This is a genomic window from Acinetobacter sp. NBRC 100985, assembly GCF_000241225.1.
Taxonomy (GTDB): domain Bacteria; phylum Pseudomonadota; class Gammaproteobacteria; order Pseudomonadales; family Moraxellaceae; genus Acinetobacter; species Acinetobacter venetianus.
Genome location: NZ_BAEB01000036.1, coordinates 22,938 through 43,535 on the forward strand (window position 1 = coordinate 22,938; position 20,598 = coordinate 43,535).

A 20,598-nucleotide genomic window follows, 5' to 3' on the forward strand; every position below is an offset into this window, starting at 1 on the left:
CTTACTATTAATGAATTTTTTTCTGCCTTGCAAGTTATATTCCGTGACGATTGATTAAAATATGAAAGAACAGATTACTCAATGTCACGGATTTCATTTTTTATGCTCGACCAAATAATTGGCTTAACCATGAGAATAAAGCGTTCAAGAACTCTGAAATGATATTCTTAGGATGCTGATCAGGCTGCGTAGCAGAACCTTTCATATCCAAATCCACGATCACGGGGTCATGGTCAGATGAACGATATGGATCAGCAGAGTAGAATAGTTCCTTTTGCTCCTTTGTCTTATATTCTTCGTTGTAATCAAGGACTGTTGGCTCGTCGGCATTGATATGCCAAGCAAAAGCTTTGACAACACGTTTGTACAGTTCAGAATCTGCAATCGCATGATCAAGGTTGCCTGCACCACCATAACCTTCTGCATTACTTGAAACACCGAATACATAGCTATAGGCGTTTGCACCCTCTCCCACTTTTACGTCGTTTAACAGAACTTTATAATTTGCTTTTTCAAAGGTCAAAATTGGATCTTCTTTGGCATAGCTATTCATGTCTCCGAGCAGCAAAATGTTCGGGTTTTTAACTTGGGTTGGATTCTTAGCAATCCATTGTGTTAATTGTTCAACTGCTTTCACACGTGTAGGATTCCAACAACCTTGTCCATCATTTTGATCTGCATCCAAAGATGTTGTATCAACGCCTGAACAGCCTTTTGATTTTAAGTGATTCGGAATCACTGTAAAAATTTTCCCACCTTGAACTGGCTGGAAAGATTGTGCGATTGTGCTACGGTTTTTATCGCCTAAATCTAGCACTGCTGCTTTATTGACGGGTTTAACACGTTTACTGTTATAGATAATCGCGACTGCAATCACGTCAGTACCTAATTTATCTTGTCCCTCAGGAGTGACATACTTCCAATCATTGCCCAATGCTTTCGTTAAATAAGCGACTGCACTATCGCTACCATAACCATTGTTTGCAATTTCCATGAGTCCATAAACATCAGCATCAATTGTTTTTAGCGCACTTACAATTTTACGGTGCTGCTTATCAAACTCAGCTTGGCTTGTCGCACCGCGCTCAGTTGGGAAACCATTTTTACCATTGTCATAATTCAAGACATTGAAAGCAGCTGCACGGATATATTGGCTTTGTTTTGCTGCAATTGTTTGACGTGGATTGGTATTTGCAACCAACTCTGGCAAATTACGTCCAACCACGGGCTGTACACGCCAGTTATTAAAACGATATTCTAAAATCCCTTCAGCATTTTTAAGTTGATAGCCTGAACGTAATGTATTCAATGCACTAAAGTTTTGTGGCAACCAAGGCGTTCTATTCTGATTGTTATAACCATCATCAAAAATGATTTTTGAAAGTAAGTTTTGTTGTGCTAACGCTTTTGCTTCATTTGATAATGCTGGATAGAGATTAGTTGGAATAAATAAACGCCCTAAACTCAACGATAACTCGCCATAACGACCAAAATTATAATTTTCACTGACTGTTAACGTTTGAGGAAGTTTAACCAACATCCCTTGATAGCGTTTTGCTGAATTTTCTGAACTATCACTTAAACTTGAAAATGGGAGATTGATTGCCAGTGGTTGTACTTGATCAGCCATATTCAGATTACAGGTTTGAATATCTTGTTGTAGTTGATCAATTTGTAATTGATTTTGATAACTGGTGAGACGACCTTTTAAGATCACTTCTTCACCTACTTGCCCACCTTTTATCGCACTGCTCGCTGGGATATATACAAAAATCGCATTGCTCACATTTGCCTTAGCTTTGCTATCTGCAGTTTGAACATAAAAACCTGAGAAACCATTGCTATAACGATAATCCGCGGTAATGATGCCTCGAATCGTATAAGTTTGATTTTGTGTTGCTTGAGCTAAATCTGCAATTGGCGTATCGCTACTGCTACATGAAACAGTTTCTGTCGTTGGTGGTGTCGTCGTTGATCCAGTTAAATTTGAGAAATCATTGCGATCAGTCCAAGCTTGCCAAGATTGATCTAAATCAAAAGGACTTGTTGGATCAACACTCAAAACAGGATTTTCTGCTTGAATACGCTTAAAACTGTTCGCAATACTATAGGCAGTTGTCCCCCAACCTGAAGTTGGACGTTCACCGATACGACCAAAACGATCTAGAGGCGTACCACGATAAACCAAGACAATCGCATCATCACCATTGAATGACAAACCTGCAACTTGATTTACCTTACTGCCAAGCTGTGCTTGTAATTCAGAACGACCAATTAAATATTTTTGCTTGCTCGCTAAAGTCCCCTGCAACTGGAATGTTGCAGTTTTGGCTGTTCCACCATTGTTGAATTGTTGGATTTCATAATCAGCCAAATTCACAGTTGTTCCGTCAGGGTTATAGATTTCTAAACCCTTACGATTACTACTGCCATCTACATATTGGCTAAACATGAGTTGCGAATGCGCAACTGAAAATATAGATGATGCACCTAATAGGCTTAAACACATTGCGATCGAGTGAAATTTAAATGTTTTCATAGCTTTTTTACTTTATGTTCAAATCGACAATAGGCTATGCAATTACTGTGACATCCACATGAAGTTTTCTTTACAACTTTTAAGCAATTTTAGAAATTTTCTCTTAAATAAAATGCCTTAAAAATTTGACTTGATCCCCTGAACACTTAAAATACGGCCTTTCTATATTTATATCTCCAGAATCATGTCAAACGATCAGTTAGAAACGCAAATTACGGAACTCGACAATTTGCCTGAGCACCGTGAAATTGTGACGTTTATGCGTCGTTCAGCTCCGCTCAATACTTCACAACGTACTGCTTTAGAAGATTATCGTGATTTAATTTTGGAATATCCTGTTGGTGATTTGCGTCAACACTTTCAACATCCTGAACGCCCTTTAACTGTTGAAATCGGTTTTGGTATGGGTCGTTCTTTGGTGTTAATGGCGAAAGCCAACCCAGAACGCAACTTTGTCGGCATCGAAGTTCACGTACCAGGTATTGCACAGTGTGTCTATGAAGCAGGCATGGCAGGTTTAAAGAACTTGTTTGTACTGGATGCCGATGCAATCCAAGTATTACGTGAGATGCCAGACAACAGCATTAACTGTGTACAGCTTTATTTCCCAGATCCGTGGCAGAAAAAACGTCACTTTAAACGTCGTTTTGTGATTCATGAGCGTATGCAACTGGTTGAACAAAAGCTTGAGTTGGGTGGTACTTTCCACTCAGCAACTGACTGGGAACCGTATGCAGAGTGGATGCTTGATATCCTAGATAACCGTCCAGATATGGAAAACTTGGCAGGTAAAGGCAATAGCTACCCTCGCCCAGAATGGCGTCCAGTGACTAAATTTGAGCGTCGTGGTCTGGAATCTGGTCATAAGATTAATGATTTTATCTTTAAGAAAATTAAATAAGCTGATTTAGTTATCAAAGGAAGCCACTCATTTTTAGTGGCTTTTTTATTGCTAAGCATCTAAATGCTATGCTTTCTTATCAAAATAAGCTTCTGGATAGGGATCTTGGCCTTTTAACTTATTACGATATTTCATTACACTAATCTGAACGCCATCATCAGTTAAAAAGTCATTATAAAAATCCTGCTCTTTGGGATATTCAAAATTTAATTTTTCGAATATTTGTTCGGATAACTCACCAAAAATTTCATAAGATTTTCGAAAACTAAAATAATTTATAAATGCAGAAAATGAAACTGAAATAAAAAATGCGATAAGTATTGCCTGAAAGAAAAACAATATACGTTCAACGGAATAATCAAAAGAAAAAATAAAACTAAATATAAGTACAATTAAAAACAAGCCAAATGATGCAATACTAAAATAATAGGTCTGCATCATAATCGCTTTATAACCCATTTTTACAGAACGCCCCATTTCATAGATCATATACAATAAGCCGGATTTAGGATCAATAATGGCATAGACCTGATAACGTCCATCTACAGGCATATCATTAATTACAGCAATCAATTCATCATTTTCTTTAAAACGTACCGTCGTAAATTGTCCTAGCAAAGGACACCCCTCTATTTCACCAATAAAAGTTATACCATCTTTTGCTTTTCCAGCCATTAATAAAATAGGCGAGCTTGTAAGCAATGAACTACTTCCAGCAAGTACACCTGCAAAAGCGGTGCCTGCTGCAATCCCACTAATATTCTGATTTACAGGAATTTTGGACTTGGCTTTCTCTAGAGAGTGAATTGGACCTTGAACAAGCTTTAAGTTTAGTTTCAAATGATTTACCTTAAATAACCTTAATTTTAGCTAGTTATACATTCCGTTCTTTTTGCTCTATATAACTGTCTGAGTATGGATCTTCTTTAATGACCTTACGGTACTCAAATACTGCTTCAAGCAACAAATGATCTTTTTCACTCATGTAGCGACTTGGTAATAAAAAAATCTCTTGAGGATCTTTAAATCCATATAAAGAAAAAATCTGCTCTGATTTTTCTGACAAATGCTTTAATGAATTTGAAGAATTTTTTAATAATAAAAAATAAAATGAAGTAGAATAAAATAAATACAAAGGCTAAAATTAATAATGTATTTAAATTTATTCCACGAGCTAATAAAACAATAAAACTTGTTATGATTATGGTTATAGAATACCAAACTAACCCACCTTTCATAACTGAAATATTATGAGGTTTAGGTGAGGCTCCCATCCCAACCTGCATATGAAGCAAACCTGTTTTAGGGCTCAATACAGAATAAAGCTCATATAAGTTGTTTTCTAGCCGTCTTACAATGCAAATAACATACTCTTCCTGTTCGAATAGAGCACGATGAAACTGGCCGATGCAAATTTTTTCATCTATTTCCAAAACAACTGACTTGACATGTAAACGGCTACGCGATGCGAGAAATACAGTCTGTGCGGACAATGAAACACTTTCTGCTACACTGCTTAGAATTGCAGAAGCTGCAATTTGAGCATCACCAGACTTACCAAATGCACTTAAAGAGTCATCATAAACCTCTAACCTTTGAATGCGACCTTCGATTTTTAGTAAATCATACATTCCGTTCTTTTTGCTCTATATAGCTTTCTGGGTATGGATCTTGTTCAATGACCTTGCGGTATTCATAAACTGACTCCAATAACAACTTATACTCATCACTGATATAACGAGATTTCAACAAAGATAAATCATCAGCATTATAAAAACCATAAATATTAAAAACTTTTTCAGATTTTTCACACAAATATATTAATGATTCTCCAGCTTTTTTAACAACATAATTTATAACTATATATCCAAAAACCGATATAATTAACCAAAAAATAAATTCTCACTATTAATACCAGTTGCCCATAAAAAAATTATGGAAAATAAAAAAATACCACTCCATAATATATTAACCCTTCCTTTTTGAGACCCTTTTTATTTTTTTCTACTGACTCCCCCATCCTCACCTGCATATGCAACAGGCCTGTCTTCGGGCTTAATACTGAATACAGTTCATACAAATTATTTTCAAGTTTTTTTGCTATACAAATTACATACTCATTTTCTTTTAATAAAGCACGATGGAATTGACCTATACAAACTTTCTCATCTATTTCCATAACAATAGATTGCACATGTAAACGGCTTTTTGAAGCTAAAAAAACAGTTTGTGCTGAGAGTGAAACACTTTCTGCTACACCGCTTAGAATTGCTGAAGCTGCAATTTGAGCATCACCAGACTTTCCAAATGCACTTAAAGAGTCATCATAAATCTCTAACCTATGAATGCGACCTTCGATTTTTAGTAAATCATACATTCCGTTCTTTTTGCTCTATATAGCTTTCTGGGTATGGATCACTTTCAATAATTTTTCTATATTCATATACAGACTCAAGCAATAAGTGATCTTTTTCACTTAGATAGCGACTTGGTAATAAGAAAACTTCTTGAGGGTCTTTAAATCCATATAAAGCAAAAATCTGTTCTGACTTTTCTGAAAAATGTTTTAATGAATTTGAAGCACTTTTAATAATAAAAAATAAAATAAAATAAAATAAAATAGCCACTCCTAAAAAAATTAATATATCAACCTGATTAAAACCTCTTGCCCAAAAATAAATTAAAGATCCCAAAAAAATTGTTATCGCGTACCAGACATTTCTACCTTTAGCTATAGAAGTCTGATGAGCTTTAACAGAAGCTCCCATCCCAACCTGCATATGAAGTAAGCCTGTTTTAGGGCTCAATACTGAATAAAGCTCGTATAAGTTGTTTTCTAGTCGTCTTACGACACAAATGACATATTCATTCTGTTCAAACAACCCACTATGAAATTGGCCAATACAAACTTTACCAGCTATTTCCATAACCACTGTCTTAACATGTAAACGACTACGTGAAGCGAGAAATACCGTCTGTGCAGACAATGAAACACTTTCTGCTACACCACTTAGAATTGCTGAAGCTGCAATTTGGGCATCACCTGATTTTCCAAATGCACTTAAAGAGTCATCATAAATCTCTAATCTTTGAATGCGACCTTCAAATTTTAACATCTCATACATTTTAAACGCTCACTATCGCTTTCATAAACTCTTCATATTCTTCATCTGCAGTTTTGAATTTCTTCTCATTCCTAGATGTAGATTTAAATATAGACTCTTTTTTAGGATCAGATGCTAACTTAAATGCGGTTTTCTGACACCAGTCTTCCATTGCATCATCCAAAACATATTTTTTAAGTAAAATTTCTGCACTAATTAAGCCTAATGTTAATAAATTTAATCCAGCAATCACTCGGGCACCCATTAAAAATGCAACTAGAGCATTCGCTGTGAATTTAGTTAAAACTCTTTTAATTACTGCATTTTTACTATATTGTAAAATGGCACTAGCTAATACGCCTGCCTGTCCAATTGATAAGCCTAAGTTGATCAAAATTCTAGTAAATAACATTGTTTGGATAACAACTGAGTTTGTCTCTTTTAAGGTTTTTGAATCTACATATAAACCAGTTACTCCACCTAAGGTACCAAGACTTCCAGCAGTCAATCTAAAAGCCGCTGCAGAAGCTGCTGCACCTGCCGCAGTCTTACGCCCCCAACTCTCACCTAACATATCAAATGCAACAGCAGATACCGAGAACATCGAACCCACCAATTGTACGGATAGCTCTGGCTTATCTTTAATATCAGACTTCCACGCATCATATTGGAAGTAAAAATTTAGTAACTCAAAAATACCTACGATAGCAAGTATTCGGTTTTTGGTAATATCAGGTTGTCCTTTAACTGCAAGGGATACCGAGTTTTTAATTTCCACTGCTCTGGTGTTACGGTAGGTATACGTCGTACCAGTTTGCGGTAAAGCTGCAATTGCAGCGGCTCTAAACTCCAGGTTATACATCAAGCGCATCAACGGAACCTGTTGAGCTAAGTTCCCTGATCTTAAATAAAGCAATTGAGCCGTATGACGTTGTGCACCTTGCGTCGCCATAACCGTAATTTGACTAATATGTAAAGTTTTTAAGCGGATATCACCAAACTCTTTTAGAGCAGTATTCAACATCAAAGACATCCAGTAGAGTAGCTTCTCTGGTAACTTAAAGTTTTGTGCTGAAATAAACTTTTTCCCTTCAATACTGCCTAACCAACTATCAAAGGCTGCATCGGCTGCGGTAAACACACCAAAACTCTGTTTACTATAATCCAGCAAATCTTTTGTTGAACTTGGACTTTCAAAAATCTTGGCATATTCATCTATTAACCGTTTATTGTTAAAACAATATGCTCTCAGGAATAAGTTTTTATCTGAAACCTTTTTTTCACATATCCATTTATTCAGTAAATCTTTCCCTTTTTGCAATAAATTCATGCCATACATTAAGTCCATAATGACTGCATGGAAAATAAAACCATTGCTTTCTTTCGGTGTTTTCCCCTGTTTCAATTCTTCACTTTGGTCAAAATAGAATAGACCTTTTAAAAGATTAGAAGAAACCAGCCAGTTATAATGATCATCTACATACCGAGCTGCAGCAGCGTAACTCTCTTCTGATTTTTTATCCACGTCCTTACGGAACTTCTCCAAGCCATTCATATCTAACTGTGCTTGGTATTTTTTCCATGCATTATTGCCATCTACAGTTGCTTTTTTAATAGCCTCTGCTCTCTGTTTCCCAAGTTCAGCTGCAGCTTTTGCAGGCGCATTTTTTTCGACATTCTTTAGATTCTCGAGTCCTTTTTTATCGCCCATACGTTCAGCTCTTTGAATCGCTGCTTGGAGATAAGGATCTGTAATTCTCTTCCTTTGCTGTTCATTTGAATCAATAATTTTGAACTTTGCTTGAATGGAATTTGCAACCAAGTTTTGCTTCATATTATCAATTAAAGTCATGGTCTGAAGCTTATGTTCATTGCTAAAACCATCTTTATCTTCTTTTAAAAAGCTATCAATTCCCTGAAAACTTAATATATTACGATCTTCATTTAACTTAGAGGTGATTCCAATCGGATCATATAAGGCAACACCAATATGCTCTTTCGGCTTCTCACTAAATTTCTTGTTTATTGCCCCCCATCGAGCAGAACCATAACTATCTAATGCCATCGCTATCGTAGTTAATTGGGCACCAGAAAGACAATGTTGCTGAGTAGCTCCTTTTGCTACATCTATTTTTTGCCAATAACCTGAAGTTGCATATTGATCAGCATTTTTTTCAAACTGCGCTCTCATTTTTTGACTGAGTGGTGCATGAGCATGCAGTAAATAGACCGTCTGGGCATCATCATTATTTACTGAAGGAATCGTAATTAAAGAGGCATTAGCACTATGCCCTGCTTTATTACAAGCAAAATCCTGAGCCACAAGAGGCGCTTTACTACCTATAGGAAACTCCTGATGAAATCCTTTTTTATTGGTAATGTAGGCAACCCACTCTTTCTTTCCAGACTTTCTTTTGATCAATAAATAAATATACCCCGAGTCAATCATTCGAACTGTATATTTATACTCCTTAAGTGCAACATTAGTGACATTTGCACCTAACTGTGCAGGTAATGGCTTCACACCCAAACGCGCCACCGAATACTTAAGCGGTAATATATTGATACCCGTCGGTCGACAAAAGTTAGTGCATTCCTTTTTGGCGACCTGAGTCACTGGAATTTTATTATTCTGAGTTGTGGATGCAGCAGCTTGTTGGCTAATTTTGCTCGGATTTGGGCTGACACCTAAAGTCTGGGTTAGTTTTTTCTGTTGCTGGTCAACTGTCCCAAACTTTTTTATATTATTTGCGAAAGTTGGTTTATCATTAGTCATGCTAGCCCTCTTCACATTCTTGTGTAACTTGTGAATATTGATTTTCTTCTAAATAGTCCATCGCTGTTGTAAAAGAGTTTGCTTCCAATCTCTCAATCCAATAATGACTAATTATTGAAGATACTCGCGAACTTCTCATAAAATCTTTATGCAAAATAACGGAATACATCCCATAAGCGATCAGATCAGTTACATGTAAAATTCCATATTGCCTTATCGCTTGATGAAGTGATTCTAATATCTCATCCTGACGAATCGATAATTGCTCATCATATATAAGAGATTGCTTGATCACTGTATTCGATAGCTCAATTAAATCTAGTTTTGCTGACTCGTCATTTGTAAAAGTAAGTGGAAAAAGTGCCCTTTTTTCCTGAGTTTTCACTTCATACAAACCATTAAAAAAACAAAATGCCAATCCTCTAAAAATGCTTCAATTCGTTCAATTTTTTTATCAATAATTGCAGGTAAATAAACCAATACACGAGGGTCATACCACCGAAAAATAAATTTACTCTTTGTATCTTTCGCAATAACAAGTTTTTTAAAAAATTGAACTTTGTTTTTTAGATCATTAACTTTTCCAAATCCATGAATAAAATAGCCGTCCTCATTTTGATCTAAATTCATAAGTAAGGTTTGAATGATAAAAGCCAATGAATGTTGTAAATCTTCTTTTACTTTTATCTTTATAAAGAAAAGAGCTGGATGAATATTCTTTTTAGAAGCTGCAATCTCTATTGGCTCTAATTCATAATCTGTTAACTCATCAACAAACTCATCAAAAAAACCACTTAATAAAGTTTCATCACATAAAAAAGTGACATGACCATTTTGTTCAAACAAATCAGCGATTAATTCACTTAAATTTTCAGAAACTATCTCTTCTTTTGGCAGTAAAAACTTCATTCTAGTCTAATATCACTTTTGCTGAACCATTTTTTGCCGCATCAGCCTGCTTCGCAGAACAGTCTGGTAAATCAATTGCTGGTACACTCACCGATGCGGCACCCATAAACAAATGTTGCCCCGCCTTGACCTCAAACTTACCACCTGTGGTCGGGAAAATACCTGAGCCATCCAACTTGATCTGAGAACCTCCCGCAGTAATCACAATCTCTTTCGGACTGGTGATTTCAATTCTGTCTTCTGTCGAAATAATCTGAATACCTTGCTTCGCAAGTAAATCCATGCCATCCCCTTGAGCTTGAACCTCAAACTTACCTTTGGCTGCGACTTGTTTAATCCCACCTTGCGCGGCAAACAGGCTGACTTTACCACTGACATGCGCCACCAGATTCTTTTGCGTACTTAGATTAATACTGTCGCCTGCAAACTGGTTGATTTGTCCATCAGCTGATAAATGAATATCTTCATTGGTACTTAGACCAATGCCTGCTGGCGAACTCAATAACAGCATCGCCTTGTTAAACTTAGCAATATCAGCTTCAATCTCATCAGCAAAAGCTTTTAGCTGATCCAACGATTCAATTTCATCAGTTTGCTGATTCTTGGCAACTTCACTCAGCGCTTTGGCATTAGCTTGGTTACCTTCGAGCTGTTGCTTGGCTGGTTGGGCATCAAGGTGCTCGCCTTCAGCTTGTGCTTGGGCATGAGTTGTGATGAGTAAGCCTTCACCTGCTCGTACTGCACCCCATTGGTCAGTGCGCAGTTCAAATCCCTCTCCACGGTCTTCACTCTCTGCTTGGTCTTTGGGATAGCTGAGTTTACCTAGATTGAGTTGACTGGCGGCATGACTGCTTTGCAGTTGGGCACTGATCTGTCCTGTAGTGTCATCAAAGCGCAATTGGTTAAAACCTTCACCTTGATATTCCTTGGACTTGATCCCTGCCAGTTTCTTAGTGTCTGGGAGCTTGCCTGCATTGTCGAACTTGGTCGGGCTGCGTTGTGCTTCATGAATGCGTCCCACCACAAACGGTCGGTCAATGTTGCCATCAAAGAAGTCGATTACCACGATTTCATCAATGCGGGGGAGAAAGCGTGCGCCATAGCCTTCTCCTGCCCAAGGCGTCAGAACATCGACCCAAGCTGAATCGGTGTCGTTGTCATTGGTGCCTGCGCCTCCATCATGTTCATGGTCTTCATTTCTTGTGAACAGAAAGCGGACTTTTATGCGCCCCCATTCATCCACATGGATTTCTTCTCCACTTGGACTCACTACTTTGGCGCGTTGTGGGTGTACTGATGGTCGGTGTTGCTGTGGGTGATACTCTGGGACTATTTTGATACTACGACGTTGTAAGGTCAGTGTATTGGCTTGGCGTTCTTCTGTATTGGTTTGGGTATTGGCATTTTGCCAATGGCTTTGTTGTAGCAATTGGTTAATTTGCTGATTCAAGTCTTTGGGAAGGTTGTTTTGGTTATAGTAGCTTTTGCCTGTAATCAGAAATTCTTGGTCTGATCCACTGTGTTGGTCTATTTCAGGGTGTTCGATGAGTTGAAACCAGTAGCCGACTTGTGTATCTCGTACCGTACTTTGAGCGGTGAAGTATTTGGATTGTAGGTCGTGATAGTGGCCTAAGTTTTGGTTCAGCTTTTCGATTTGTGAGTTGCCTGATGCAGTTGCTCCATCTTCTCCATTGAGGTCTTGCATCCAAGCTGGGCTAAAGTGCCATGCATCTTCTAAGCCGAGGCTGGCATTGTCGTAGTGTGCACTATGTTGATGGGTACTTTGAACGCTACCTGCACCCTGTTCTTGTTCCAGTGCATCAGCTTGCCAGCGTTGGATATGTACACTGTTGGGTTGCAGTGAGCGTTGTCCTATCAAACTGGTCATACTGTCGTATTGTTCTGTGGCACTACTGCGATGGTATCGAATCTGGCGACGTGCTAACGCCTGATATTGGCTATTGTCATCAATCAGACGGAGTTTTTGCGGTTGAATCGCTGCACTGCTGTTCGGTACGATCAGTTGTGCTTCATCAATCAGCCAGTTGATGCCTTCACTACGTAGTAGTCGAGTTAAGAACTCATAGTCCGTTTCGTTGTGTTGCATGATAAAGGGACGGGCATCATAGTTCTGACTAAGTCCGCTTAAATCAAGGCTTAGGCTCGCAGCAAAGAGTGGGCTTTTTTGTTGCCATTCTTTAAAGACAATCTCGATAACATTAACCACAGTTTTATTCATAAACACTCGGCTATTGCGGCGTTTTTTCCAAAGTGTGGTGGGGTCTTCAAGTGTGAGTTTATAGAGGCTTAAACTACCGTCGGATTGGCCTTGTAGGGCTTGAATAATAATACCTGTAGTGCGAAACAATTGTCCTGAATCGGTGACTTGGTCAACCGCAACTTGGCTACCAATGAATTGTTTTAATGGAATCGTAGCATCAGTGGATAAGCAAATCAGTTCTGCACGAATGCCTTGATTGATTTCATGTTGCCCATCTATACGTTGTAAAAAGACCTGAGCATTTAATATGGGATTAGAAAATTGAATATGGATGGCACGTTTTTGTGGGGTGATGCCTAATTGATCTAATGCGCGAAATATATTATTCAACATCTCTTGTTATTTAATATTGACTTAAATTTCGCGCATATTATACAAAATAGACTAATTTGTCTATTTTGTATAATTATCGTTAAAAAGGTTTGTTTTGTCTTTCATAAATTCCATCACTCATTATTTTATAAATATTTTCTAAATCAGCACGATGCGCATTTATTAATAGATTACGATGCTTACTTAATATATTTTGATCACCACGCATTGCTGGCCCAGTCTGCATTTTTTGAGGATCATTCTGCGTTGCTTTATTTGCTGTTTCCATAATCAAAGGGAATAACAAATTAAAATCAACGCTTTCGGCATCTACAATTTGTTTGGCCATGTCATAACAATAATTACTAAAGTTACAAGCAAACACAGCAGCTAAATGCAATGTTTGGCGCTGCTTAGAACTATATTGATAAACACAATCACTTAATTCATTTGCTAATTCAGTTAATACGTTTAGATCTTGTGTGTTGGTTGCCTCAACAAATAAAGGTGTATCTGACCAGTTGACTTCTCGCTCAAAACTGAATGTTTGTAATGGATAAAATACACCTGCTCGAAGATGTGATTCAGTAAGGACTGATAAACTCGTACTGCCAGAGGTATGAACAATTAGGCTATCTGGAACATATTGAGACACGTTCTTAATTAACTCAGAAATTGCTTGATCACTTACAGCAATGATGACTAAATCAGTCTGGCGATTTAACTGCTCTATTTGATTGATTGCTTCTGCATTTACTCGATCTGCTAAGTTTTGTGCGTTTTGCTTATCACGACTAAAAACTTGAACAATTCTATGCTTTTTTGCTAAAACTAAAGCCAAATGGTTTGCCACACGTCCAGTACCAATCAATGTAATTCGCATCATCTCAATCTAGAATCTTTATTTGCACAAAGCTAAGCATGCCAATAAAAAACGGATGAATCAATTTGTGCTTTTATAATTTATACATTGAATACAACATTTCCCAATTTAATCAAAAGACTTCCTCCACCAAGTTCAAAATACTTATTGAGCAACAGATGCATCCAAATCATCTACAGGAACTTCGAGCTGCTGATGGTGACAAGACTGCCACAACCACACAATTAATAGACCTAGAATCAAAAAGCCAATGATTGGAAAAATACCTATCTTGCGACCGAAGTTAACAGATGAATGATTTGATTCAGTGTTCAAATTTTGTTGATTTAAGATCAAGCCAACTGGTATTAACAAACTCATTACCCAAGTAGGTAATAGCGACTGAATAGAATCTTTATGTTGCTTCAGATATTTCAAAATACTAGCGCTATCATTCCCTGCTTCGTTTGTTAATGCTGTTAAACATTTTGGAATTGCTTTATTAATAATTTGTTCAGTTTCAAATGGAATAAGTTTGGCTGTTGAGATATTAGCTAAAAATACCGTTTTAATTTGCTCATTATGACCAAGTAAATCTGATAATGAAGGCATAATAATTTCTTTTAGCTTCTGAATAAATTCAGGTTTAGCCGTTAAGATAGATAAAAATATGGGATAAAACTTAGAAAGCAACGCACTTTTTTCGTTAGATAAACCATCTTGCTCTTGAATAAGCTCGGAAGTCACTTTTTTCTTTAACAATTCCATCGGATTTGTCGACATGGTAATCGCTCCAATAAATATAATTTTTCATTTAGACCGCTTATTTAATTATTGTTTCAAAGCTTCCAAAGTTTTTCTTATTGTAGCTAATTATCTTGTTTTTATTCGTTTTTTATATCATATGAATACAATATTCATATTTTGGTTTACAAAGCAGAATAAGCCGATAAGTCTTATTCTGCCTAGTTCCAAACGAGCTTATACAAAGGTACTAAGCACTTTACCAGTCAGTTGCTGACCGAGTAATGGTGTATTTTTACCTTGAGAAATAATCGTGTCTTTAGAAACTATCCATGTCAGCGTAGGATCAACTAAAACCCAACCAGATTCTTGCTGCCAGCGTGCTGTCATATTCGCAACTGCTGCTGGAGTAGAGGTAACTTTTTCAACCCATTCTAAAGGTTCAAAAACACCTTCTTGAATAAGCTGGATACCTAAACCAACATAAGTATCAAAAGCTGTAATTCCAGATTGGGTCTCAGCAAAAGGTGCCATCTTTGCAGAACTGCTTAATGGTTCATGATGTGTACAAATCGCATCAATCACACCGTCTTTTACACCTTCACGCAATAACTCTTTATCTTGAATTGAGCGTAATGGCGGACGAACATGTGCAAGTGAATTGAAGCCATCTGTTAACTCTTCGGTTAAATGCAGTTGATGCATTGCGACATCAGCAGTCACAGGTAAGCCTTTATTTTTTGCAGCGCGGATCAACTCAACAGAAGCACCACAAGACAACAAACCAAAATGTGCTTTCACACCGGTTGCTTCAATCATTAAAAGATACTTCGCAATTGCCACTGTTTCAGCAATTGCTGGAATCATTGGCAAACCTTGACGTGAGGCAATAAAGCCCTCATGCGCACAACCATCTTTGGCAATTTGTGGCTCTTCTGCATAGAAAACTACGGTTAAACCCAAACCTGCTGCGTACTCTAATGTACGAATCACAACATCATCATTTTCAAAAGCAGCATTAGCATTTGAAACAGCCGTACAACCACCCTTCTTTAAACCCGCCATGTTTGCAGGTTGTTTTCCATTTAAACCTTGGGTTTGTGCACCAATGATTTGTAAATAAATACCACCATCCAGTTTTGCTTTTTCAATTAAGCCATGAATAAGCGCACCATTATCTTGAACAATTGGCTTGGAATCGGGTGGTGTTATGACATGCAAAATACCATTTGCGAGTGCCGCTTTACCTTCTGACTTTAAGGTTCCGTGTTGTTGCTGGCCAGGTTCACGCAGACGTGCACATAGATCGACCATTGTCGGCATTAACCATTTATCTTGACCATCAATCGTTTCATCAACTTGATCGACAGCATTGATCAACTTGCCATTTTCAAGATAAACCGTTTTCACTTGATCAGTCTTCTCAATCGGATCGAGCACACGGACATTTTCAATTTTTACAATACTCATGTGATCTACCCTTTATAGTGAAATCGCTTCAATTAAACCTTGCTCTTGGAGCTGTCCTTGCATTGCTAATGCCAGTACTGCCATACGTACAGCAATACCATTGGTCACCTGTCTAAGAATCACAGATTGATTACCATCAGCAACACTTGAATCAATTTCCACACCGCGATTCATTGGTCCAGGATGCATCACAATACAATCAGGTTTAGCTAAAGCGAGTCGTTCTTTATTTAAACCATACATCTTGTAAAATTCAGATTGTGAAGATAGTGCTGGAGAATCAATACGTTCATTCTGAATACGTAGCGCGATGATCACGTCACAATCCGTCACACCCTCATCCATTTTGTTAAATAGACGAACGTGCTCACCATATTCATTGAAGCCAACTGGTAATAACGTGTTCGGTGCAATCACGCGAATATCTTTGCAACCGAGTGTTTGCAATGCCGCCACGTTTGAACGTGCAACGCGCGAGTGTTTGATATCACCAATAATTGCCACAGAAAGTTGTTCAAATGGCTTGTTGGTTTCACGACGAATGGTCAACATATCTAACATGGCTTGAGTCGGGTGTGCATGTCGACCATCGCCTGCATTAATGATTGCGACCTTAGGACAAACATCTTTGGCAATAAAATGTGCTGCCCCAGAAGATGAATGACGAACCACAAAAATATCCGCAGCCATCGCTTCTAAATTCCAAAGCGTATCTCGTAACGTTTCACCTTTCGATGTACTTGAACGTGCAATATCAATATTTAAGACATTTGCTGACAAACGTTTTGCCGCTGCCTCAAAAGTTGTACGTGTACGAGTTGAATTTTCAAAGAAAAGATTCATCACCGTGAGTCCTTCTAATAAAGGACGGTTGATCAAATTATTATTTTCATCTAAGAAGCTTTGCGCTGTATCTAAAATCTTAGTGAGGCTTTCTTTGGAAAGGCCTTCAATAGTTAAAAAGTGCTTGAGATTTCCTTGTTGATTGAGTTGAATCTGACTCAAAGTATGCAATGCCGCCAAGTGCATAAGAGATTCCTGACACGTTAAGTTAACGTATTATACAGATTTTGGATTTCATGCGCAGTTGAACTTTTCAGCACTTAAGTAAAATCTCTAGATCTTTTTCATAATCTTATTTTTATTCAACATGAGAACATCCATTCTGAATATTCTAAAAGAAAGATAAGGATGTAAACATCAGTGCTACATCCTTTTAATTTTATATTTTTTAATGACTTATAATTTACCTTAATGCACCAATATAGTGATGGTGAACTTGCGCTTGATAAATTTCCTCTGCTGTCACGTCCATCGAATATGTTTCTTGATGCACTTCTTTTTGTTTTTTAGCTTCAACCTTCGACTCTTCGATTATTACAGCTGGTTCAGGATATAAATCAATTAATGGGCGCAAACGTGTCACTTGTTTTTCTAACTCTTCATCTTCAGTCGATAAAGCGATCTCAACAATATGCTTTGCATAATCTTTATTATTCACGAGATACATCACATCAATTACACGTCCACATACACGTCTTAAACGTACATACATTTGCGTTGCAATTGCAAAAGCTTCAGCATTTACTAGCACTTCACTATTCATGTTCTCTTTCATAACAACCCCACAGCCATTCAATTAAAATTCTTAAGTTTCATCAGCTTTGAATTAAATAACTCACTGATAATCTGCAAACTAAAAAGCAAAATATGTACCAATAATTAAAAATGATGAGAAAAAATGACTATGGTCACATAATCTAATTTCAGTAATTCATCATTTCATTGATAAAATAATGACGTTTAATTGATGATAAAGCTGACAATCACACAAATATGCACCGACAGAACAAACAAAAATCAGTTAAAATAGCCGATTGCTGAATTGCTTTGGAAATTTGAATGAACGCTAAACCACGTCTAACAGACTATTGGGTGACCTGTGCAGACGGGCTTGAAACCTTATTACAACAAGAACTCGAAGATTTAGGCATTCAAAATATCCAACGCTTTGCTGGACGTTTAGTATTTAAAGGCACTCTCGAAAATGCTTATCGCGTTTGCATGTGGTCACGTCTTGCATCTCGTGTACTGTTACCTATTCATACACATGAACTGGAATTTACCCACGATGCACGAGATGTCGCAGAAGAACTCTATGAAGGTGCAATCAGCTTTGATTGGTCACTTATTTTTGCACCACAAAGTACCTTTGCAGTTCGTTTACACGTCGAACGTGAGATCAAAGTAAATACCCAATTCGCCACTTTACGTGTAAAAGACGGCGTTGTTGATTCATTTATGGAAGCTGTTGGTAAGCGACCAAGTATTGATATTAAACAACCTGAAATTACATTATATGTTTTAGCTGGTAAAACAGAACATACCTATTGCTTAGACTTATCTGGTGATTCTTTGCATAAACGCGGCTATCGTCGTTATATGACAGATGCACCAATTAAAGAAAACTTAGCTGCTGCAATCTTACAAAAAGCACAACTCAGCCAATATCAGCCGGATATTATTCTTGACCCAATGTGTGGTTCAGGCACATTTATTATTGAGTCTTTATTGATCTTGACAGATCGTGCACCTGGTTTAGTCCGTCGTTTCGGTTTTAATGGCTGGCATGGACATGATCGTGAATTATGGTTATCACTGAAAGCTGAAGCCACAGAACGCCACGAAAAAGCATTAGAACAACCACTACCTAAATTTTATGCTTACGATGCTGATTGGGAAGCGGTCAAAGCAACGCGTCAAAATATCATTGCTGCTGGCTTTGAAAAACTTCTTGATCAAATCCAGATTGAAGAACGTACTTTAGCTGATTGGGATGATTTCCATGCTGAAGGTAAAAAAGCATTTATCGTAACGAATCCTCCTTATGGTGAGCGCCTAGGAGATAAAGCATCTAATCGTTCTTTATATCTAGGTCTTTCTGCTCTTTTACAAAAGAATTTTCCAAATCAACGTGCTGCAATTATTGCCGCACAAGTTGAACAAGCAGATGTACTTGCTTTTAATGACCCGCAAACCCTACGTTTGATGAATGGTAAGTTACCAATTTACATTCGTTTTGGCACAGTGAAGCCTGCGACTGTCACTCAACCATTCTTGGCAAATTGGCAACCACAACAATTTGACCCAATCGAAGGTGCTGAAGACTTTACCAATCGTTTGCAGAAAAATATGCAAGCCTTGAAAAAATGGGCTGTTAAAGAGAATGTTTACTGTTTACGTTTATATGATGCAGATTTGCCAGATTTTAATCTAGCAGTTGATTTATATGGCGATAAGCTACACGTTCAAGAATATGCGCCACCTAAGAAGATTGATCCAGAGAAAGCAAAAAAACGTTTTAACCTTGGCCTTGCTGCAATCCGTGCAGTAACAGGTCTAAATCGTGATGCCATCTTTATTAAAACCCGTGCCCGTCAAGCTGGAACAAATCAGTACACCAAACAAAGTACTGCATCTAAACGTTTTATCGTACAAGAAGGCAATGCACGTATCTTGGTGAATCTGACCGATTATCTGGATACAGGTTTATTCTTAGATCACCGTCAAATTCGTTTGAAAATTGCTAAAGAAGCTCGTGGCAAACATTTCTTGAATTTATATAGCTATACTTCTACCGCAAGCTTACATGCTGCGCTTGGTGGTGCAGCAAGCACAACAAGTGTCGACTTATCAAACACCTACCTCGGTTGGTCAAAAGAAAACTTTGTTTTAAATGGTTTAACCGTAGACCATGCAGATGAACAACATATGTTCTTTGCAAGTGATTGTTTTGAATGGCTAAAAGAAGGTCATGAACAATATGACTTAATTTTTATTGATCCACCAACTTTCTCAAATTCGAAAAAGTTCTATGGAACATTCGATGTACAGCGTGATCATGTATCTCTTCTTAAACGAGCAATGAATCGCTTAACAAGTGATGGCACACTCTATTTCTCAAACAACTATCGTGGTTTTGAGTTAGATGAAGAAATCGAAGCACTCTATAAAGTTGAAGAAATTACGTCTGAAACAATTGGTTTAGACTTTAAACGTAATCAAAAAATCCACCGTGCTTGGAAAATCCAACACTTAGGAATGTCATAAATTTTAACTTTGGATCACTTAATCGTTACGTTATATCTTTTAATATTGGGTGATTCAAACTCATAAATCATATAGCGATCAGGAGCCTCATCATGGGGTTTCATGGTCGCTTTTTTCTTTTCTCGAACATCTAAAACAGATGTTTTCTTAGCCTCTTCATAAGGAGATAATGCTCCTTCTGCTAGCATACTGATACGAATTTCACGTAAATTACGATCACTCAATACACGCTGTGAACGCCAGCGTTCTTCATCAGGTTTAAGCGCGTCTTGTTGTGCTTTTTGGATGATACTTGGTAACGCATTATTCAGTAATGCAGTCTGAAGAGCCAAACTCCCTTCCGTCATTGCTTGAGCAGACCACCCTATAGATGGCAAGACAGCCATGAACAAAATCACACTGATACCTGTGTAATAATGTTGCTTATTTTCCATTCCAATTCATCCTGAATTTTTTTCTTATTTGTTTCGAAACTACCAACCTTTTCACAAAATCGCAATGTCATTGGTAATATTCCAGAAAAAATCAGATAAATTGCATGTCTATAAAAAAAGATGGTGACTTTCATCACCATCTTTTTATCCATTCGA

The 20,598-nt window shown here is 37.5% G+C and carries 13 protein-coding genes and 3 pseudogenes; 2 read left to right on the forward strand and 14 right to left on the reverse strand.

The genetic code is table 11. From position 1 onward, the window contains the following. Positions 1 to 100: 100 nt before the first annotated feature. Positions 101 to 2,539 carry an ExeM/NucH family extracellular endonuclease gene (locus tag ACT4_RS13020; RefSeq protein WP_007482807.1) on the reverse strand — a complete coding sequence of 813 codons (2,439 nt, stop codon included), beginning with the start codon at positions 2,537 to 2,539 and terminating at the stop codon, positions 101 to 103. 184 nt (positions 2,540 to 2,723) lie between these two features. Here ACT4_RS13020 and trmB point away from each other — a divergent pair, with 184 nt between their 5' ends. Then, positions 2,724 to 3,440, forward strand: a complete 717-nt coding sequence (trmB, locus tag ACT4_RS13025) for a tRNA (guanosine(46)-N7)-methyltransferase TrmB (RefSeq protein ID WP_007482809.1) — start codon at positions 2,724 to 2,726, stop codon at positions 3,438 to 3,440. A gap of 66 nt (positions 3,441 to 3,506) precedes the next feature. Here trmB and ACT4_RS13030 read toward each other — a convergent pair whose 3' ends face one another. From ACT4_RS13030 to ACT4_RS13085, 12 genes and pseudogenes are all read right to left on the reverse strand, one after another. Further along, positions 3,507 to 4,280: a putative type VI secretion system effector gene (locus ACT4_RS13030; protein ID WP_007482812.1), complete on the reverse strand. Its 774-nt coding sequence runs from the start codon at positions 4,278 to 4,280 to the stop codon at positions 3,507 to 3,509. A gap of 34 nt (positions 4,281 to 4,314) precedes the next feature. Continuing rightward, positions 4,315 to 5,071 (reverse strand): annotated as a pseudogene (locus ACT4_RS13035) (putative type VI secretion system effector). Continuing rightward, a pseudogene (locus tag ACT4_RS17690) lies at positions 5,064 to 5,817 on the reverse strand (putative type VI secretion system effector). The pseudogenes ACT4_RS13035 and ACT4_RS17690 overlap by 8 nt, the downstream one beginning before the upstream one ends. Beyond that, the gene (locus tag ACT4_RS13045) at positions 5,810 to 6,556 is read right to left on the reverse strand and encodes a putative type VI secretion system effector (RefSeq protein WP_139023483.1); all 747 of its coding nucleotides are present in this window, start codon (positions 6,554 to 6,556) and stop codon (positions 5,810 to 5,812) included. The pseudogene ACT4_RS17690 and the gene ACT4_RS13045 overlap by 8 nt, the downstream one beginning before the upstream one ends. Before the next feature lie 10 nt (positions 6,557 to 6,566). Continuing rightward, entirely contained in the window at positions 6,567 to 9,320 is a 2,754-nt protein-coding gene (locus ACT4_RS13050) for a T6SS effector BTH_I2691 family protein (protein ID WP_007482823.1), read from the reverse strand. Position 9,321: 1 nt separating this feature from the next. Continuing rightward, positions 9,322 to 10,229, reverse strand: a pseudogene (locus ACT4_RS13055) (hypothetical protein). A 1-nt stretch (position 10,230) separates the two neighbouring features. Then, complete coding sequence (locus ACT4_RS13060; RefSeq protein ID WP_007482827.1) at positions 10,231 to 12,843, reverse strand: type VI secretion system Vgr family protein; 2,613 nt, start codon at positions 12,841 to 12,843, stop codon at positions 10,231 to 10,233. 79 nt (positions 12,844 to 12,922) lie between these two features. Beyond that, positions 12,923 to 13,705, reverse strand: coding sequence for a Rossmann-like and DUF2520 domain-containing protein (locus ACT4_RS13065; RefSeq protein WP_007482829.1), 783 nt, complete (start codon positions 13,703 to 13,705; stop codon positions 12,923 to 12,925). A 144-nt stretch (positions 13,706 to 13,849) separates the two neighbouring features. Then, the gene (locus tag ACT4_RS13070) at positions 13,850 to 14,467 is read right to left on the reverse strand and encodes a hypothetical protein (RefSeq protein ID WP_007482831.1); all 618 of its coding nucleotides are present in this window, start codon (positions 14,465 to 14,467) and stop codon (positions 13,850 to 13,852) included. 198 nt (positions 14,468 to 14,665) lie between these two features. Continuing rightward, positions 14,666 to 15,898 (reverse strand): dihydroorotase, encoded by a 1,233-nt coding sequence (locus ACT4_RS13075; protein ID WP_007482833.1) that lies wholly within the window; start codon positions 15,896 to 15,898, stop codon positions 14,666 to 14,668. A 12-nt stretch (positions 15,899 to 15,910) separates the two neighbouring features. Next, the gene (locus tag ACT4_RS13080; protein WP_007482834.1) at positions 15,911 to 16,927 is read right to left on the reverse strand and encodes an aspartate carbamoyltransferase catalytic subunit; all 1,017 of its coding nucleotides are present in this window, start codon (positions 16,925 to 16,927) and stop codon (positions 15,911 to 15,913) included. A 217-nt stretch (positions 16,928 to 17,144) separates the two neighbouring features. Further along, a complete protein-coding gene (locus tag ACT4_RS13085) occupies positions 17,145 to 17,516 on the reverse strand; it encodes a hypothetical protein (protein ID WP_034605177.1) in 372 nt (123 codons plus the stop codon). A 284-nt stretch (positions 17,517 to 17,800) separates the two neighbouring features. Between ACT4_RS13085 and rlmKL the strand changes: the two genes are divergently transcribed. Next, complete coding sequence (gene rlmKL, locus ACT4_RS13090) at positions 17,801 to 20,008, forward strand: bifunctional 23S rRNA (guanine(2069)-N(7))-methyltransferase RlmK/23S rRNA (guanine(2445)-N(2))-methyltransferase RlmL (protein ID WP_007482839.1); 2,208 nt, start codon at positions 17,801 to 17,803, stop codon at positions 20,006 to 20,008. Positions 20,009 to 20,022: 14 nt separating this feature from the next. On the opposite strand, the gene ACT4_RS13095 is transcribed toward rlmKL, so the two are convergent. Then, positions 20,023 to 20,442 carry a hypothetical protein gene (locus tag ACT4_RS13095; RefSeq protein ID WP_007482841.1) on the reverse strand — a complete coding sequence of 140 codons (420 nt, stop codon included), beginning with the start codon at positions 20,440 to 20,442 and terminating at the stop codon, positions 20,023 to 20,025. Positions 20,443 to 20,598 lie beyond the last annotated feature (156 nt).

Excerpts from the sequence above, each read along its gene's own strand:
- ACT4_RS13020 (WP_007482807.1), bottom strand. The coding sequence starts at position 2,539 with ATGAAAACATTTAAATTTCACTCGATCGCAATGTGTTTAAGCCTATTA.
- ACT4_RS13085 (WP_034605177.1), bottom strand. The coding sequence starts at position 17,516 with ATGAAAGAGAACATGAATAGTGAAGTGCTAGTAAATGCTGAAGCTTTT.
- ACT4_RS13060 (WP_007482827.1), bottom strand. The coding sequence starts at position 12,843 with ATGTTGAATAATATATTTCGCGCATTAGATCAATTAGGCATCACCCCA.
- ACT4_RS13075 (WP_007482833.1), bottom strand. The coding sequence starts at position 15,898 with ATGAGTATTGTAAAAATTGAAAATGTCCGTGTGCTCGATCCGATTGAG.
- rlmKL (WP_007482839.1), top strand. The coding sequence starts at position 17,801 with ATGAACGCTAAACCACGTCTAACAGACTATTGGGTGACCTGTGCAGAC.
- trmB (WP_007482809.1), top strand. The coding sequence starts at position 2,724 with ATGTCAAACGATCAGTTAGAAACGCAAATTACGGAACTCGACAATTTG.
- ACT4_RS13065 (WP_007482829.1), bottom strand. The coding sequence starts at position 13,705 with ATGCGAATTACATTGATTGGTACTGGACGTGTGGCAAACCATTTGGCT.
- ACT4_RS13095 (WP_007482841.1), bottom strand. The coding sequence starts at position 20,442 with ATGGAAAATAAGCAACATTATTACACAGGTATCAGTGTGATTTTGTTC.
- ACT4_RS13070 (WP_007482831.1), bottom strand. The coding sequence starts at position 14,467 with ATGTCGACAAATCCGATGGAATTGTTAAAGAAAAAAGTGACTTCCGAG.
- ACT4_RS13045 (WP_139023483.1), bottom strand. The coding sequence starts at position 6,556 with ATGTTAAAATTTGAAGGTCGCATTCAAAGATTAGAGATTTATGATGAC.
- ACT4_RS13050 (WP_007482823.1), bottom strand. The coding sequence starts at position 9,320 with ATGACTAATGATAAACCAACTTTCGCAAATAATATAAAAAAGTTTGGG.
- ACT4_RS13080 (WP_007482834.1), bottom strand. The coding sequence starts at position 16,927 with ATGCACTTGGCGGCATTGCATACTTTGAGTCAGATTCAACTCAATCAA.